The organism is Klebsiella sp. 2680 (genome assembly GCF_900198535.1).
GTDB classification, from domain to species: domain Bacteria; phylum Pseudomonadota; class Gammaproteobacteria; order Enterobacterales; family Enterobacteriaceae; genus Klebsiella; species Klebsiella indica.
On the sequence record NZ_FZNJ01000001.1, the window covers coordinates 115,667 to 133,797 of the forward strand.

Sequence of the window (18,131 nt, forward strand, 5' to 3'; positions counted from 1 at the left end):
GGGCCGCATATTTGCCTGCCCGGCCGGTGTCGCTTTACACATTACCCTCTGGCACATTTCGCCGCATGATGGCCCGCGAGAGTGCCGAAGATAATAATATCCGCCACCGCGTTACCGCCGATGCGGTTACCGCCGTGAATGCCGCCAACCACTTCGCCTGCCGCATACGCCCCTGGGATCGGCTGATGCTCATCGTTCAGCACCGCAGTTTCGCTGTTGATGGTCACGCCGCCCATGGTGTGGTGAACCCCCGGTGCGATGCGAATCGCGTGGTACGGGCCTTCATTAATCGGCGCCCGCAGTGCGGTAGTGCGACCAAAATCATCATCATGCTGTTTTTCAACAAAGCCATTGTAGCGTTCCAGGGTAGCAAGGAAAGCGTGATAATCCATCCCCAGTTTCTCTGCCAGTTCGCGGGGCGAGCTGGCGCTGGTAACAAAGCCTTTGGCGATATATTCATCGGCGGCTCTGTTTTTCGCCCTGACGTGCTCGTCGAACACGATGTACGCAAAGTTTTCCGGCAGCGCGATAATCGACGCTGAAACTTTATCGCGGGTCTCCATCTCGTTGAAGAAACGGTTGCCCTGCTGGTTCACCAGAATCGCCCCGCCGCCGCGAATTGATTCGGAAATCAGGTACGAGGTTTGCTGCTCCACCGTCGGGTGAATCTGGATTTCCCCCATATCCACCGTGCCCGCGCCGATGCGCTCTAACAGCGCAATCCCACCGCCAGTGGCGCCTTTGTGGTTGGTGGTCACAAAGCCCGCCAGATCCGGGCGGTATTTCACCACCATCGCGCTGTTGGCGCTGAAACCACCGGTGGCGACGACAATACTCTTCGTCTGAACCGACACCGTTTCCTGTTCATCGTTGATCAGGCGCACGCCGTTCACCGCACCGTCGGTCATCAGGATCTCTTCCACCGAAGTGTCCAGCAGAACATCAATACCGCGTTTAGTGATATTGCGCAGCAGGCCGCTGATCAGATAGCCGCCAACCGCCGATCCGTCGCGCGGACGGTGGGTACGGTCAATGCTCATGCCGCCAGTGGTGGTGATATCGTTAAGCATAATGCCGCGCCGTGCCAGCCATTCGATGGCTTCCGGCGCATTCTCCACAAAGCAGCGCAGCAGTTGCGGGTTGTTTTTGTTTTTACCGCCCTTCAGCGTTTCCTGGTAAAACAGTTCTTTGCTGTCTTTAATACCTTTCACGCGCTGGAAGCGGGTCTCCGCCGCGTTCATCCCGGCTGAGGCCTTAATGGTGTTGCCGCCGATGGTCGGCATTTTCTCGACGATCAGCACGCTGGCCCCTTCATCGTGCGCCTGAATAGCCGCCGCCAGCCCGGCCCCGCCGCTACCGACGACCACAACATCGTAGCTTTTCGGCGTTACCACGCCTTCGCCCTCTTCAGCGGCCAACGCTTTACTCGATTTCAGCATCGCTTTGGAGACGGCTTTTTTCACCGCTTCGCTCTGGCTGGTCGCGCCGGAAATGGCATCAACGTGCGGCGTATTGGCGGTCAGAATACGCTCGCGGATCTCTTCAAAACTGGTGGTGAACTCGACGGTCTGTCGCGGGCTGGCAGCCAGTTCGATATCGGCAATGCGATCGTTTTCCAGACTGACATTAATAACCAGTTCATTGACATCGTCCTGAACGGTTTCAACGAACACCCCTGGTTTGAATTTCGCGTCGCCCATGCTCATATCGCGGATCATCGCCTCTACCAGCGAAAAACGCCACAGCGGTTCCGGAATGGTCAGCGCTTCTCGCCGGGTACTGTCGATAAACAGCTCCAGCTCTTCGCCGGCGGCAATTCGCGCCGCCCAGTCAGGATAAGCGATACAGGCACGCCCTACCGCCATCAGATCGTAGCCGTGATCCAGCCCCTGTTCCGCATCGGCGGCGTTAACCACGCCGCCCACCCCCATCACCGGCACCTGAGCCAGCGTTTCCGAGCGCATGGCGCAATACTTTTCAATCAGCGGTGTCGGATCGCTGGTGTCAACAATCGACGGACGCAGAGTTGCGCCAACCGAAAAGTGCAGATAATCCACGCCGCGAGCAGCCAGCTTTTCCAGCAGATACATGGTGTCGTCGAAGCGAATGCCAGGGACTTCCATCTCTTCCGGCGAGAAGCGATAGCCGATGATAAAGGCGTCGTCAGCGTATTGACGGACCATTTTATGGGTAATATCCAGCACCGCCAGCGGGAATCTGGCGCGGTTGTCGCGGCTGCCGCCCCATTCATCGTCGCGCTGGTTGGAATTTGGCGAGTAGAACTGCTGGATCAGGTAGGTGTTCGCGCCATGAATTTCTACGCCGTCGAAACCGGCCTGGATCGCGCGGCGCACGCCTTCGCCGAACTTAGCGATCATGCCTTCCACTTCTTCAGCGCTCAGCGCGCGCGGCGTCGCTGCGCCCTCACGCGGCGCGGCAATCGCGCTGGGCGCCACGGGCTGGCGTCCGCCGATAAGCTGCGGGTCAACCATCCGGCCACCGTGATAAATCTGCAGAATCGCTTTTGATCCTTCCGCTTTAATGGCAGCGGCGATTTTTGCCAGACCGGCCACCTTTTCATCATTATCAATACCGATGGCGCCTGGAAATGCCAGACCGAAATCATCAACAAAGCAGCATTCAACAATAATGGCGCCGATGCTTCCGGCACGCGCACGATAGTACTCCACCAGTTCGCTGGTGACGGTACCATCAAAATAACCAGTACAGGTCGTCATCGGCGCCATTAACAGGCGGTTTTTAAGTTCAGTGCCGTTCGGTAAAGTAAAAGGATGCAGAATTCGTTGGTTACTGGTCATAATGACGCTCCAGATTTAAATATTAAAAATTCAAAATTGGGTGACGGAATCGTTTTTATTTTTATTTGGTAATCCCTTAAGTCATGCTCATAATATAGCGCCATTTTTAGTTACTAAAGCAATTACATTAGTTAAAAAACTATTTAATACCAGCAATAACACCAATACCTCGATTGTATTATTAATAAAAAATAATTCATTCACACGATTGCAAGGAATGATAACAAAACAGAAACTTTTGTTAATAGCGGCAGAAAACAAATAAGCAATAAAACACATAATTATCAATGTGTTATAATGAAGTTCAATTTTTATCTGTTTTATTATTTAACATCTAACTATATTTTATACAAAATAACCACATCATCATATAGGGTTATTATAAATAATAAAAAAGTAACCAATAATCCGTTTTTCTTGATCTCAATCAATTGCAATGTAGCATGAAGGCGCAATATATAAATAACCATGAATTTTAATTTATCGCTCAATTAAACAGCGCTAAATAGCTATCACCGTAATGACCAAAACCAACAATTAATAATTAAAGAAAGTTTTGCAACTAAAGAAATTGGTCGTTTTCCCGGTAACCAGAATCTATTTTTAACTACTTGCAGATACGCATTATGAAAGAGAAAAAGACAACCATACCGCCTGCCGGTGCAGCCACCAATGCTGCTTATAAACGTCTGCTGATGATGGCAATGCCCATTATCGTCGCCGTCCTCCTGCTGTTTATCCCGGTGCCTGATGGCCTGCCTCCTTATGCCTGGCACTATTTTGCAATTTTTGTCGGCGTTATCGTCGGCCTGATCTTCGAACCGCTGCCTGGCGCGGTTATTGGACTCACCGGGGTGGTGGTGATTGCCCTGTGCAGCCAGTGGCTGCTGTTCAGCCCGGAACAGGTGGCCGCGCCGAACTTCAAACTGGCCAGCGCCTCCTTTAAATGGGCGGTGAGCGGCTTCGGTAACTCCACCGTATGGCTTATTTTCGGCGCTTTTATGTTTGCCGCAGGCTACGATAAAACCCAGTTCGGTCGCCGCCTGGCGCTGATTCTGGTGAAATATCTTGGCCGCCGCAGCCTGACGCTGGGCTACGCCATCACTTTCGCCGACCTGCTGCTGGCGCCGTTTACACCGTCCAACACCGCGCGCAGCGGCGGCACCATCTACCCGATTATCGCTAACCTGCCGCCGCTGTACGGCTCTAAACCCAACGACCCGAGCGCGCGCCGCATTGGCTCTTACCTGATGTGGGTGGCGATCACCGCCGCCTGTATCACCAGTTCCATGTTCCTCTCCGCGCTGGCGCCGAACCTGCTGGCGCTGGCGCTGGTAAAAAGCATCGTCGGCATTAATATCTCCTGGGGCACCTGGTTTATCGCCTTCCTGCCGCTGGGTATTCTGCTGATCCTGGTCATGCCGCTGCTGGCCTACTGGTTCTATCCGCCGGAAGTGAAAATCAACGATGAAGTGCCGCTGTGGGCCGCCCGCGAGCTGGAAAAACTCGGTCGCCTGTCGCGTAATGAAATTCTGCTGCTGGTCTTTGTCTGCTGTGCGCTGATGATGTGGATCTTTGCCGCCCAGTGGATTGAACCGGCGCTGGCCGCTCTGCTGGTTATCGTGCTGATGCTGTGGACCGGCGTACTCTCCTGGAGCGATATCACCAGCAACAAAGCGGCATGGAACACCTTTGCCTGGTTCGCCACCCTTGTGGCGCTGGCCGACGGCCTCTCCTCCACCGGCTTTATCGCCTGGCTGGGTAAAGAAGGCGGCGCGTTGATGAACGGTATCTCCCCCGGCGTGGCGACTGTCGTACTGCTGCTGGCGTTCTATCTGCTGCACTACTTGTTTGCCAGCACCACCGCGCACACTACCGCCCTGCTGCCCGCGATGCTGACCATCGCCGCGACGATTCCGGGCATGAACATGCAGGTATTCGTTCTGCTGATGGTGACCTCGCTCGGCGTGATGGGGATTATCACGCCGTACGGTACCGGCCCCAGCCCAATCTACTATGGCAGCGGCTATCTGCCGACCAAAGACTACTGGCGTCTTGGCACTATCTTCGGCGCGATCTTCCTGGCCGCCCTGCTGCTGATTGGCTATCCGTGGATGTCCATGATGTTCTGATTCATAACCGCCGGGATCTAACTCCCGGCGGTTTTACTCTTAGGGAGCATAGCAATGTCAACTAAACCATTTGTATATCAGGATCCTTTTCCACTGAAAAAGGACGATACCGAGTATTATCTTCTCAGCAGTGATTACGTCTCCGTCGCCGAATTTGCAGGCCAGGAGATTCTGAAAGTTGAACCTCAGGCGCTAACGCTACTGGCACAACACGCTTTCCACGACGCCTCCTTTATGCTTCGTCCCGCTCATCAGCAGCAGGTTGCCGATATCCTTAACGACCCGCAAGCCAGCGAAAACGATAAATACGTGGCCCTGCAGTTCCTGCGCAACTCGGATATCGCCGCTAAAGGCGTGCTGCCGACCTGCCAGGATACCGGCACCGCGATTATTATGGGCAAGAAAGGCCAGCGCGTATGGACCGGCGGCGGCGATGAGGCCGCCCTGGCGCAGGGGGTTTATAACACCTATACCGAGGACAACCTGCGCTATTCGCAGAACGCGCCGCTGGATATGTATAAAGAGGTCAATACCGGCACCAACCTGCCGGCGCAAATTGACCTCTACAGCGTTGATGGCGACGAGTACAGGTTTCTGTGCATCGCCAAAGGCGGCGGCTCGGCCAACAAGACCTACCTCTATCAGGAAACGAAGGCGCTGATTACCCCGGCAAAGCTGAAAAACTACCTCGTAGAGAAGATGCGCACGCTGGGTACCGCCGCCTGCCCGCCGTACCATATCGCTTTTGTGATTGGCGGCACCTCGGCGGAAGCGACCCTGAAAACGGTCAAACTGGCGTCCACCCACTATTATGACGGGCTGCCGACGGAAGGCAACGAGCACGGCCAGGCATTCCGCGATGTGCAGCTGGAGCAGGAACTGTTGCTTGAGGCGCAGAATCTCGGCCTCGGCGCACAGTTCGGCGGCAAATATTTCGCGCACGATATTCGCGTCATCCGTCTGCCGCGCCACGGGGCCTCCTGCCCGGTGGGCATGGGGGTTTCCTGCTCGGCGGACCGCAATATTAAGGCGAAAATCAACCGTGAGGGGATCTGGATTGAGAAGCTGGAGAGCAATCCGGGCCAGTATATTCCCGAACATCTTCGCCAGCAGGGTGAAGGCGAAGTGGTGAGCATCAATCTCAATCAGCCAATGAGCAAGATTCTGGCCCAGCTTTCCGCCCATCCGGTGTCGACGCGTCTGTCGCTGAGCGGGACGATTATCGTGGCGCGGGATATCGCCCACGCGAAGCTGAAAGAGCTGATTGATAACGGTGAAGCGTTACCGCAGTACGTAAAAGACCATCCCATCTACTACGCGGGCCCGGCAAAAACGCCGGAGGGTTATGCTTCCGGCTCGCTCGGTCCGACCACCGCCGGGCGCATGGATTCCTATGTGGACCTGCTTCAGGCGCACGGTGCAAGCATGGTGATGCTGGCCAAAGGCAACCGCAGCCAGCAGGTGACTGACGCCTGCCATAAACACGGCGGTTTCTATCTCGGCAGCATCGGCGGCCCGGCAGCGGTGCTGGCGCAGCAGAGCATTAAGAGCCTGGCGTGCGTGGCGTACCCGGAACTGGGAATGGAAGCCATCTGGAAAATCGAAGTGGAAAATTTCCCGGCCTTTATTCTGGTAGACGATAAAGGTAACGACTTCTTCCAGCAGATCCAGAATAAGCAGTGCGCAGGTTGTTCACAACGTTAGCGTCAGGTTAGCCTGACGCTCAGGGCCGCCACATGGCGGCCTGCTTTATCCCCTATTCCCGCAAACTCGATTTCCGCGTTTTCAACCGCCCGGCAAGCGTTACGTGGGTGGCCGCATCCTCTTCGTTACACAAATACTCCACGGCAAGCCGCCCCAGTTCGCTGTAAGGTAACTGGATACTGGTTAATGGCGGTGTCAACTGTTCGGAAATTTTTTGATCGTCGTAACCCGCCACCAGAATATCGTCGGGAATTACTATGCCCTGCTTCGCCAGCGCCTGATAGCAGCCAATCGTCAGCCAGTCACTGGCGCAAAAAATAGCATCAGGTGGTGTTTCCAGCGCCAACAGCTTTAGCGTCGCCTGATAAGATTCACTGAACTGCCAGTTAGTTTCGCAAACCCATTCATTCAATACGGTAATTTCCGCCTGCTCCAGCGCCGCACGCCATCCTGCCAGACGCTGCTTTGTGGCATCCATCCATGCTTCACCGGTAATATGCGCCACGCGCCGTGCGCCCTGATGAATCAGGTGGCGTGTCATCTGGAAGGCGTTGGCGTAATCATCCGGCACAAAAGACGGCAGCAACGGCGAGTCGGGGTCCCGCTGGTTAAGCAGCACCAAAGGCAGTTCAGTACAATCGCGAAACTGAGACATATCGCTAACGGCGGTCACCGGCGAAGCCAGGATAATCCCCACACAGTTACGTTTCTCCAGTTGGCGGATTATGTTGAGCGCCAGCTCCGCATCATCACCATATTCATATACCGTCAACAGGATTTCATTGCGCCATGCCGCTTCGCGAGCCTGGCTAATGGCATCAATAAACGGATCATAGCTTTGCAATGATCCGATCAGCAGCGCGATCTCTTCTTGATTACGCGGAGAGTGGATCGCAGGCAAGCGGGCATACCCCAGCGCCGTCGCCACTTCGATCACCCTCTGGCGCGTCTCTTCGCTGAGTTTAATATTGCGTGACTGATTGAGCACCAACGATACCGTGGCCTGAGAAACGCCTGCGGTTCTGGCAATATCGTTCATCGTCACTTTCGTTTTACGCTTCATCATCCCTTCCCTTTGCCCATGGAATCAACATCATAACCGCAGTTTGCCTCAGTTGCGCTCTCGCTCACGTTTCTTCACCTTGATGCCGCCAGTATTGTGACCATTTTCGCATTTTTTCATTTCGCGATTTGCTCATTACTACACCAACTAATATTTATTAGCTAATTATTATCAACTACTGAGGCAACAATGAAAAAGCAGTGGACACAAGACGAAGCACAATCGTGGTATGCGCAGCAGGGATGGCTATGCGGCTTTAACTATCTTCCGTCAACGGCGGTGAACTGGACCGATATCTGGCAGGCAGACACTTTCGATACGCAGACCATCGACCGTGAGCTCGGATGGGCGGCAAACGTCGGCTATAACACCCTGCGCATCAATCTGCCGTTTATTGTCTGGCAGCATGATCGTGATGGATTGATTGCCCGTATCGACCAGTTTCTGGCTCTGGCCGATAAACACGGCTTTCGTACAATGCTGACGCTGATGGACGACTGTGGATTCTCCGGCGATGAACCCTATCTTGGGCCGCAAAAAGCGCCGGTCCCCGGGAAACACAACAGCCAGGCGGCCGCCAGCCCGGGACGAGAAATCGTCTGTAACCGTAACGCCTGGCCGGAAGTCGAACGCTATTTACGTGATATTGTGCGCCGGTTTCGCGACGACCGTCGCGTGCTGCTCTGGGATCTGTATAACGAACCGGGCAATCGCGGCATTTTTTCAACCGGCACCGTCGAAATACTGTACGACGAAAAACTGGAGCATTACGCCCTGCAGCTCATGCAGGAAGCATTTCGTTGGGTACGGGAAGAGGATCCGACGCAGCCGCTTACCGTCTGCGTATGGAAATTAGCTGAAGAAATGGAAAATGAAGTTTTCTATCAGCACCCGTTAGACCAGACGGCGCTGGCGCTCTCCGATGTGATCAGCTTCCACGCCTACACCAATACTGCCCGGATGGTCGCCATTATTCACCAGCTACAGCAACTCGGGCGGCCGCTATTCTGCACCGAATGGCTGGCACGTCATGTTGGCAGTCTGATAGAGGAACAGCTCCCCCTGATGTTCGCCGCCAAAGTTGCCCCCTACCAGTGGGGACTCGTACGCGGCAAAACCCAGACCTGGCTACCGTGGCCTGTGGTGATGAAAAACTCGGCGGATTACTGCCGTCTGTGGTTCCACGATGTATTTGACGAAAACGGCATTCCGTTTTCCAAAGCCGAAATGGCGCTGGTGCATAAACTGAGCCGGATCGGCCTGTCTTCAGATAAAGCATAAAAACAATATCTCTACAGATGCGCCGCCCTACAATGGTCGGCGCTTGAGGGAACACACCATGAAAATACCTTCTCGTGAATTATGGTCCTATTTTGGCTATGGTTTAGGCCAGTGTTTTAGTTTTGGCTTAGTCGGTTCATTTATTAACTATTTTTATACTGACGTGCTGGGGATCTCCGCCCTGGCGGCAAGCACCATCTTTTTGATCGCCCGCGCATGGGATGCGATCCACGACCCGCTCTTCGCCAGCATTATGGACACGCTCAACAGCCGCTTCGGTAAGTTTCGCCACTTCCTGCTGATCGCCCCGCTGCTGATAACCGGCGTTACCCTGCTGGCGTTTTACAAAATTGAAGCCGATCTCACCACAAAGATCCTCTATGCCGGCGTTACCTATATTTTATGGGGGACTCTGTACGCTATTTCCGACATTCCGTTCTGGTCGATGTCATCCGTGATGACTAACGACTCCGGCCAGCGTACGCGCGCAGTGACCGCGGCGATGCTTGGGGTGAACGCGGGCATCGCCTGCGCAAATATATTCTTCCCCAAACTGGCGGCCTTTTTCGCCCAGTACAGCAATGACAAAGGCTATTTTATGGCCGCACTGGTGATGATGATGGTGGGGTTGCCGCTGATGCTAAACGGATTTATGCAGATTAAGGAGCGCGTGCCGCCCAGCCCGGAAAAAGTCACAATGCGAGATACCTTCCGCAACCTGCGCCGCAATAAGCCACTGTTTATTATTCTGCTGTCGTTTTTCTTTTGCGTTTTTCACAATGTCGCCAACGGCATTTACATCTACTTCTTTATCTATAACCTGGGTGATGCCAGCCTGCAAATGGCGATCGGCATAATGGGAATTGTTGCCGCCGTGCTCTGCCTGATTGCCCCGCTTCTCACCCGACATATGCAGAAACGCCGCCTGTTTATGATCCTTTGCGCGCTGGATATCCTCGTTCGTTTGCTGATGTGGTTTATCGGTTACCAGCATGTGGCAATACTGTTCCTGCTACTTGGTCTGAGTACACTGTTTGTCATGATGAGCAACATCCTGACGTCATCAATGATTGCTGATACCATCGAATACGCCGAATACCACACTCATCGCCGCTGTGCGGCCATCACCTTCTCTGGCCAGACGTTTACCGGCAAAATGTCTGTCGCCGTCGGCGGCGGCCTGATTGGCATCTGGCTAACCATGATAGGCTACATTCCGCAAGCACAAAGCCAGAGCGACAGCGTACTCACCGGACTGTTCTTCGGAATCTGCCTTCTTCCGGCCATCGGGTCGTTAATTCGCCTGCTTTGTATGTCCCGTTTTACCTTCACTGAAGAGAAACATGCGGAGATCTGTCGGCTGCTGGCACTACGCCGACAAAATGCGGAGGTTAATGCTGAAGCGCCGAACGCTGACGCGCGTCCGGCCTCGGTAAACTAACGTGCGATCCCCGGTGGGGTGAAATAGACTACCGGGGATTTATCCTTCCCTCTCATCAAAAACCTGCTGCGCCAGGTGCATCGTGGCATTAGCGGCAGGCAGGCCGCAGTATAGCGCGGCGTGCATAATCAGCTCTTTTAGCTCATCGCGCGTGACGCCGTTATTAAACGCCGCGCGCAGGTGCATTTTCAGCTCAGCTTCGCGGTTCAGGGCAATCAGCATGGCGATGGTGATCATGCTACGGGTATGGTGATCCAGTCCCGGACGGGTCCAGGTTTCTCCCCAGGCGTAGCGGGTGATAAAATCCTGAAACTCTTCATTAAGCGGCGTCAGTTTTTGCAGAGTTTTATCGACATGGCTGTCGCCGAGAACCTTGCGCCGCACCGACATACCCTGCTGATAACGCTGTTTATCGTCCATCCCGCGCCCCCTGAATAAAAGACAACAGCGCGGCGCTGAACGCCTCCGGCGCTTCAATGTTGGATAAATGCGACGCCGCCAGTACCGTTATTTCAGCGACAGGGATCTGTTGTTGCAGGAAACGCGCATCGTCCACAGTAGTGACAGGGTCACTTTCACCGGCAATAATCAATACCGGTACAGGAATCTGCGCCACCTCGCCGCGCAGATCGGCAGCAGCCAGCGCTTCACAGCAGGCCGCGTAACCTTCAGCGTCGCTGCGGGTTAACTGGTGGCATAGGGCTTCCACCACGTCCGGAGCTTGCTGGCGAAACTGGCGGGTAAACCAGCGATCGGCTGCGCCTGCGGCTACCACATCCATGCCTTCCTGACGAACCGCCCGGGCACGCGACAGCCAGCCCGCCTGGTCACCGATCCGCGCCGCAGTATTAGCAACAGCCAGACCGTAAAAACGCTCTGGCGCAAAGCGCCCCAGCCACAGGCCGGTCAATCCGCCCATCGAAATCCCGCAGAACCAGGCTTTGTCGATATTAAGATGATCGAGCAGCGCAATCACATCTTCCCCAAGCTGCGCCAGCGTCACTTTGCCGTTTTTCCGCGTTTCACCATGACCATGGGTGTCGTAGCGCAGGACGCGGAAATGCCGGGTCAGGGCGTCGAGCTGCGGCTGCCACATCGCCCGGGTAGTACCCAACGAGTTAGACAGTACGATGACCGGCCCGTCTTCCGGCCCGTCAATCTGATAATCAACATTCATTACGTTGCTCCTTATAGCGCGCCACAACCTGGCGCACGAAGCGTTCAGCGCTGCCGGTTGCCGTTGCCGGATCCAGCAGTTGCGTTAAACGGCTGGGGGTAAGGTGCTCACTGACCAGCGGATCGTTTTCCAGCACGCTTAATAGTGAGTACGATTGATCCAGCGCCTGACGACACAGGGCTTCAATGCGGCGATGGGCTTCGGCTTTGCCAGTAAATTCCGCCAGCGCCAGCGTCACCGCTTCCGCCATAATCAGACCATGAGTGATATCCAGGTCGGCGCGCATTTTATGCGGATACACCTGCATATCGCGCACCAGCGCGTCGCTCTGCGCCAGTGCGCCGCCGACCAAAGTAATCAGTTCAGGCAGTGTTTCCCACTCCGCCTGCCAGCCGCCAAGCGCCCGTTCGTGCTGCTGAATCTGAGCGGCGTACAGTGTCGCCACCAGCCCCGGCGTGCGTTGGGCGGCGGTCAAAATCGCCGCGCAGGAGACAGGATTGCGTTTATGCGGCATCGTGGACGATCCGCCGCGCCCTTCGGCAATCGGTTCGGCCACTTCCGCGACTTCGGTTTGCATCAGCAGGGAGAAGTCATTGGCGAATTTACCGAGAGTGCCGCAAACGCCAGCGTACCACGCCCCCACTTCTAACAACCGATCGCGCTGGCTGTGCCACGGCGTATCGGGAAGCGGCAGGTTAAGTGCTTTCGCCAGCGCGACGGCAACCTGCGGCGCCTGCGTCTTGAGGGAATCCAGCGTTCCCGCGGCGCCGCCAAATTGCAGCACCAGCACCCGCGAGCGCATCTCACGCAAACGGACTTGCCAGCGTAGCAGCGCATCCAGGGTCCCAGCCAGCTTGAGGCCAAAAGTTACCGGCAGCGCATGCTGCATCCAGGTCCGTCCGGGCATCACCGTGCCCCGATAACGTTCGGCCTGGCTGGCTAAAGCATCGAGCAGGCGCTGTAATAACGCCTCCGTGTCTGCCAGCGCACCGCGCAGTTGCAGAATAAAACCGCTATCAATCACATCCTGGCTGGTGGCTCCCCAGTGGACATAACGCGCCGCCGCGTCATCCTGCGCCTTAACCCGCGCGGTAAGCTGTTTTACCAGCGGAATGGCAAGGTTGCCCGCACTGGCAGCAGCCTGCCCTAACGCCTCAAAGTCGATTTGCTGGTGCCGACACGCTTCGAGAATAGGGTTTAGCGCCGCCTGCGGCACCAGCCCGCACTCAGCCTGCGCGCGGGCAAGCGCGGCTTCAAAATCCAGCATTCCCTGTACCCGCTGCGCATCGCTGAACCAGGCGGTCAACGGACTGGTGCGCATCATCGGGGTCAACAAACTCATTCCGGCTCCTTAAACGCGTTCAATAATCAGCGCAATCCCCTGACCGACGCCGATACACATGGTGCACAGCGCATAGCGCCCGCCGGTACGACGTAGCTGATATGCCGCGGTCATCGCCAGACGGCCGCCTGAAGCCCCCAGCGGGTGACCGAGCGCAATTGCGCCACCATTAGGGTTCACCTGCGCCGCATCATCGGGCAGCCCCAGATCGCGCATCACCGCCAGCGCCTGAGCGGCAAAGGCTTCATTCAGTTCAATGACATCCATTTGACCAAGGGTCAGCCCGGTTTGCGCCAGTACCTTGCGAACCGCCGGTGCCGGGCCAAACCCCATAATACGCGGCGCCACCCCTGCCGTCGCGACGCCAACTACGCGCGCCAGCGGTTGTAAATCATTCGCCGCCAGCGCCTGTTCGCTGGCTAACAGCAGCGCACAGGCGCCGTCGTTTACCCCGGACGCATTACCCGCCGTCACCGTGCCGTCGGCGCGGACGACTCCACGTAGCTTCGCCAGCGCTTCCGCCGAAGTGCTGCGCGGATGCTCATCGCGGGTAAAAAGCAACGCGTCGCCCTTACGCTGCGGAACCGAAACGGCGATTAGCTCGTCGGCAAAACGCCCGGCCTCCTGCGCCGCCGCCGTACGCTGCTGGCTACGCAGCGCAAAGGCATCCTGGTCCGCGCGCGAAATAGCAAAATCGTCCGCCACGTTTTCCGCTGTTTCCGGCATGGAATCCACCCCATACAGCGCTTTCATCTGCGGGTTGATAAAGCGCCAGCCGATGGTGGTATCTTCCATCCGCATTGTACGGCTAAAAGCGCTTTCGGCTTTGCCCGTCACAAAGGGCGCACGCGACATGCTTTCGACGCCGCCGGCGATCATCAGTTGAGTTTCACCGCTTTTAATCGCCCGCGCAGCAATGCCGATCGCATCAAGACTGGAACCACACAGGCGGTTCACGGTACTGCCCGGCACGCTATCCGGCAGCCCTGCCAGCAGCAACGCCATGCGGGCGACATTACGGTTATCTTCCCCGGCCTGGTTAGCACAACCGTAAATCACATCATCAATACGTGTCGGATCGAGGCCTGGGTTGCGTTCCAGTAGCGCGTTGAGCGGCAGCGCAGCGAGATCGTCGGCGCGTACGGTCGCCAGAGTGCCGCCAAAACGGCCGAACGGCGTACGTACCGCATCACAGATAAACGCCTGATTCATCTTAGGTTCCTTATGCGATTTCCGCCAGTTGTTCAAAGGTCAGCGCCACCGGGGTGATACGCTGCAGTTCCTCAAAAGAGAGGCCGTTAAAGATTTCCCGCACCACCGGGCCATTTTCGCTGATATCGATCACCGCCAGATCGGTATAGATACGGCTTACGCAGCGAACGCCGGTCAACGGGTAAGTGCAGTGCTCCACCAGCTTACATTCGCCGTTGCGAGTGAGATGATCCATCATCACAAACACCTGACGGGCGCCGATGGCCAGATCCATCGCGCCGCCGACCGCGGGTATCGCATCGGGCGCGCCGGTGCTCCAGTTCGCCAGATCGCCGCTGGCGGAAACCTGGTAGGCCCCAAGAACGCAGATATCAAGATGACCGCCGCGCATCATGGCGAAGGAGTCGCCATGATGGAAATAGCAGCCGCCCTTGAGCAGAGTCACATACTCTTTCCCGGCGTTAATCAGATCCGGGTCCTCTTCCCCCGGCAACGGTTCCGGCCCCATCCCCAGCAGACCGTTTTCACTGTGCAGGAAGATCTCCTTATCGGCCGGGAGATAGTTGGCGATACGGGTCGGTAAACCGATCCCCAGATTGACGTAAGCGCCTTCAGGAATATCACGGGCCACACGCTGGGCCATCTCATCGCGAGTGAGTTTTTGCATTACGGGCTCCTCAGGCGCTTTTAGCGGCATTCAGGTTTTCCAGGGAATAGACGCGCTGGACAAAAATGCCCGGCGTGATGATGCTTTCCGGGTCGAGATCGCCCAGGGCCACCAGGTGCGAAACTTCAACAATGGTGGTTCTGGCGGCAGTGGCCATAATCGGGCCGAAGTTACGCGCCGCTTTGCGATAAACCAGGTTGCCCCAGCGGTCTGCCTGATAGGCTTTAATTAACGCGAAATCGGCTTTGATCGGATATTCGAGAACGTAATGACGGCCATCGATCTGGCGGGTTTCTTTGCCCTCAGCCAGCGGCGTCCCGTAACCGGTGGGGGTAAATATCCCGCCAAGCCCCGCGCCTGCCGCCTGAATACGCGCGGCGAGATTGCCCTGCGGGACCAGTTCCAGCGCCACTTTGCCGCGACGATACAGGTCGTCAAAAATCTGTGAGTCGACCTGACGCGGGAAAGAGCAGATCATTTTGCGCACCCGCCCGGCTTTCAGCAGCGCCGCAAGGCCGACTTCGCCATTACCCGCATTGTTGTTGATAATGGTTAAGTCGCGGGCTCCCTGTTCTATCAGGGCATCTATCAGGTATGTCGGCTGACCGGCAGGGCCAAAACCACCAATCATAATGGTCGCGCCATCGTGGATCCCGGCAATGGCATCACATAATGTCGACACGCTTTTATCAATCATCAGGTCGCTCCTGTATGTGCGGTAATCGCACTTTTATTCGTTGTTCGCACAAAATGTGACCCGCTTAACGATGCCGGTCAAGGGCGATAATCGAAATATGGTGCGATAATCGAACATCGTGTATCTTTAGCGAAAGAATGTGATCGGCGGCAAATACGGAGACGAAAATGGCGAAACATCCAGGCGATTTACTGACGGGCGATAGCGAACCGTTTAAGGGCGATCCGAACTTCATGGCGTCGCTGGCGCGCGGGCTGGAAGTGATCCAGGCGTTTACGCCGCAGCGTCCGCTGCTCTCCATTTCACAAATCAGTCAAAAGACCGGTATCCCGCGCGCGGCGGTGCGCCGCTGCCTGTACACGCTGAGCAAACTGGGGTTTGTCTATGCCGAAGATGGCAAAAACTTTCAGCTACGTCCGCGCATTCTGTCACTCGGCCACGCCTGGCTGGCATCAACCCCGCTGGCGCGTTCGGCACAGCCGGTGCTGAAACATTTAAGCGAAATGCTCAATGAATCCTGCTCCATTGCCACGCTTGATGGCGACGATATTCTGTATATTGCCCGCGCGTCGAGTTCACGAATAATGACCATCGATCTGGACATCGGCAGCCGTCTGCCCGCCTGGGCGACCTCTATGGGGCGCGTACTGCTGAGCCACCAGCCGGAGGAGAAGCTGAATGATATGCTGGGCCGGGTAACGATGATCCGCTATACCCCGCAAACCGTCGATTCGGTGGCAAAGCTGCGCGCGGAACTTAAGCGCATTCATCAGCAGGGCTATGCGCTTAACGATCAGGAACTGGAGATGGGACTGCGTTCGCTGGCGGTACCGCTGTTTAACCCGCAGGGGCAAATCCAGGCGGCGCTGAACGTCGGCGTGCATGCCGGGCAGGTATCAGCGCACGAGATGGTGGAGCGGGTCTTACCCGAATTACAGAAAGCCGCCCGGGAGTTAACCCTGCTGATGCGTTAGCGGCTATGTTTAGCGTGACGCTCCCAGTTTTCTTGCTTTGCCTCGGCCGATTTCCGCAGCGCCACATAACAGGCGCCGTTACCGCCGTGATGCGGCAATGCCGCGCAGAACGCCTGTACTTCCGGGAGTTCCACCAGCCAACGAGCGAGGTAACTGCGAATAATATTGGCATGGGCGTTGTCTTCGCGCCCTTTACCGTGAACGATCAGCAGATTGCGCAACCCTTCTTTTTGCGCCTGGACCACAAAAGCGAACAGCATTTGTCGACACTTTTCGACCGGCTGGCGCAGCAGATTAAGGCTTGCCTGCTGGCTGTACTTGCCGCGCCGGAGTTTCTCCAGCACTCCGCTTTGCAGACCTTCCCGTTTAAACTCCAGCGCGGTCGCCAGCGGCACAATGTCGAGATAACCGGTGGTCAGAAAATTATCGAGCTGCAGGGGATCAATTCGCTGCACAGTGCGACGATTGCGCACAGGAGACCAGTGAACGTCGTTATTACGTTTCAGAGGCTGAACGTCCTCCATGGCGCCAAGAAATAAGGATTTGTCGTCAAGGTTCATATGCGTTCCTCCTGCTCCAGCGACTACCGGGAGTTACTATAGCCGCGACGACGTTTGCTCACAATCCGTTTAGCGACAACGGTTGAGAAACAGACCCGTCGCGGCGCTCAGGGAAATAACTGACGGCTTTGACGTCGAAACTGGGTAATTAACGAGGCCGTTAACGGCGTTTGTCGTGTATCCCGTCGCTGGATGAGATAATAGGTCGCCTTTGGCAATACCTCGCGGATCGGGATCATGACCAGCTTATCCGCCATCATCGGATCGTTGCCTAACTCCAGCGGCAAAATACTGAGGAAATCGCTCTTCACCACCAGGCTAATACATGAAGAGAAGGTCTCGCAGACGATATCAACCTGTGGTATCTGTCCCGTCTGGTTAAACAGATCCTGCAGTTGCTTAAAGTAGCTGCCGCGCGGCGTCGGCATCGTCCAGTGGTGATCGAGCAGTTCAGCCAGTGAGGACGCCCCGATTGCGGGATGCCCACTGCGGGCAAATACCGCAAACGGTTTCTCAAACAGTTTTTCAAAGCTGAACTCATGATCGTAAGGGCCGGGATAATAGGTGTTGATAGTGAAATCAAGCTCACCCTGACGCAGTTCATTGATCATCGCCAGCAACTGCCCTTCCATGATCCGCACTTTCACCAGCGGATGGCGCTGATGAAAACGGCAAATCACCGATGGCATCAGCGAACGCGCGACGCTGGCGCCAAGGCCGATATTAATTTGCCCGGCCTGCTCCCCCTGCCGCTGCAACAGCTCTTCCTGCGCCACTCGCATCTCTTCAAGGATCAGACTCGCATGCTGGTAAAAACTTTCGCCATTTTCAGTCAGCGCCACCCCCTGGCGACGGCGCACAAATAACTGTGCGGAAAGCCCCTCTTCCAGCTCTTTAATCGCTTTGGTCAGCGCTGGCTGCGAGATCTCCAGCGCCCGACTGGCGGCACGAATACTTCCCACGCGGGCGACCGCCACGAAGGCGCGAATTTGATGAAATTTGATCTGAAATGCCATGCCTGAATGATAACCACTGTTTATCAGAGAAAAGAAAATGACATCT

The 18,131-nt window shown here is 56.0% G+C and carries 15 protein-coding genes; 5 read left to right on the top strand and 10 right to left on the bottom strand.

Going from position 1 to position 18,131, the window contains the following annotated elements:
* Positions 1–41: 41 nt before the first annotated feature.
* Entirely contained in the window at positions 42–2,819 is a 2,778-nt protein-coding gene (locus tag FN037_RS00700) for a flavocytochrome c (RefSeq protein ID WP_138362135.1), read from the bottom strand.
* 626 nt (positions 2,820–3,445) lie between these two features.
* Between FN037_RS00700 and FN037_RS00705 the strand changes: the two genes are divergently transcribed.
* The gene (locus FN037_RS00705; protein WP_142501351.1) at positions 3,446–4,951 is read left to right on the top strand and encodes an anion permease; all 1,506 of its coding nucleotides are present in this window, start codon (positions 3,446–3,448) and stop codon (positions 4,949–4,951) included.
* A gap of 54 nt (positions 4,952–5,005) precedes the next feature.
* Positions 5,006–6,655, top strand: a complete 1,650-nt coding sequence (fumA, locus tag FN037_RS00710; protein ID WP_142501352.1) for a class I fumarate hydratase FumA — start codon at positions 5,006–5,008, stop codon at positions 6,653–6,655.
* 52 nt (positions 6,656–6,707) lie between these two features.
* Here the strand turns inward: fumA and FN037_RS00715 are convergent, their stop codons facing one another.
* On the bottom strand, positions 6,708–7,718 hold the full coding sequence (locus FN037_RS00715) for a LacI family DNA-binding transcriptional regulator (protein ID WP_138359027.1): 1,011 nt from the start codon (positions 7,716–7,718) through the stop codon (positions 6,708–6,710).
* Positions 7,719–7,907: 189 nt separating this feature from the next.
* On the opposite strand from FN037_RS00715, the gene FN037_RS00720 reads away from it, so the two are divergent.
* On the top strand, positions 7,908–8,999 hold the full coding sequence (locus tag FN037_RS00720; RefSeq protein WP_138358941.1) for a cellulase family glycosylhydrolase: 1,092 nt from the start codon (positions 7,908–7,910) through the stop codon (positions 8,997–8,999).
* A 58-nt stretch (positions 9,000–9,057) separates the two neighbouring features.
* Complete coding sequence (locus FN037_RS00725) at positions 9,058–10,440, top strand: MFS transporter (protein WP_142501353.1); 1,383 nt, start codon at positions 9,058–9,060, stop codon at positions 10,438–10,440.
* A 39-nt stretch (positions 10,441–10,479) separates the two neighbouring features.
* On the opposite strand, the gene pcaC is transcribed toward FN037_RS00725, so the two are convergent.
* Genes pcaC through FN037_RS00755 form a run of 6 tightly spaced genes read right to left on the bottom strand, consistent with a single transcriptional unit; the run spans position 10,480 to position 15,535 of the window.
* Positions 10,480–10,860, bottom strand: a complete 381-nt coding sequence (gene pcaC / locus FN037_RS00730) for a 4-carboxymuconolactone decarboxylase (RefSeq protein ID WP_138358945.1) — start codon at positions 10,858–10,860, stop codon at positions 10,480–10,482.
* Positions 10,850–11,617: a 3-oxoadipate enol-lactonase gene (gene pcaD, locus FN037_RS00735; RefSeq protein ID WP_142501354.1), complete on the bottom strand. Its 768-nt coding sequence runs from the start codon at positions 11,615–11,617 to the stop codon at positions 10,850–10,852. Before pcaD ends, pcaC begins: the two co-directional genes overlap by 11 nt.
* Positions 11,607–12,959 (bottom strand): 3-carboxy-cis,cis-muconate cycloisomerase, encoded by a 1,353-nt coding sequence (locus FN037_RS00740; RefSeq protein ID WP_138358949.1) that lies wholly within the window; start codon positions 12,957–12,959, stop codon positions 11,607–11,609. The genes pcaD and FN037_RS00740 overlap by 11 nt, the downstream gene beginning before the upstream one ends.
* Before the next feature lie 9 nt (positions 12,960–12,968).
* Positions 12,969–14,171, bottom strand: a complete 1,203-nt coding sequence (pcaF, locus tag FN037_RS00745) for a 3-oxoadipyl-CoA thiolase (protein WP_138358951.1) — start codon at positions 14,169–14,171, stop codon at positions 12,969–12,971.
* Between the two features lie 10 nt (positions 14,172–14,181).
* A complete protein-coding gene (locus tag FN037_RS00750; RefSeq protein ID WP_138358953.1) occupies positions 14,182–14,838 on the bottom strand; it encodes a 3-oxoacid CoA-transferase subunit B in 657 nt (218 codons plus the stop codon).
* Positions 14,839–14,848: 10 nt separating this feature from the next.
* A complete protein-coding gene (locus tag FN037_RS00755) occupies positions 14,849–15,535 on the bottom strand; it encodes a 3-oxoacid CoA-transferase subunit A (RefSeq protein WP_138358955.1) in 687 nt (228 codons plus the stop codon).
* Positions 15,536–15,702: 167 nt separating this feature from the next.
* Between FN037_RS00755 and FN037_RS00760 the strand changes: the two genes are divergently transcribed.
* Positions 15,703–16,509, top strand: coding sequence for an IclR family transcriptional regulator C-terminal domain-containing protein (locus FN037_RS00760; RefSeq protein WP_138358957.1), 807 nt, complete (start codon positions 15,703–15,705; stop codon positions 16,507–16,509).
* Here the strand turns inward: FN037_RS00760 and smrA are convergent.
* Together smrA and FN037_RS00770 are read right to left on the bottom strand one after the other, a co-directional pair.
* Complete coding sequence (gene smrA, locus FN037_RS00765; RefSeq protein WP_138358959.1) at positions 16,506–17,069, bottom strand: DNA endonuclease SmrA; 564 nt, start codon at positions 17,067–17,069, stop codon at positions 16,506–16,508. The two genes, FN037_RS00760 and smrA, sit on opposite strands and share 4 nt — an antisense overlap.
* 107 nt (positions 17,070–17,176) lie before the next feature.
* Positions 17,177–18,085 (bottom strand): LysR family transcriptional regulator, encoded by a 909-nt coding sequence (locus FN037_RS00770; protein ID WP_142501355.1) that lies wholly within the window; start codon positions 18,083–18,085, stop codon positions 17,177–17,179.
* Between the last annotated feature and the right edge of the window lie 46 nt (positions 18,086–18,131).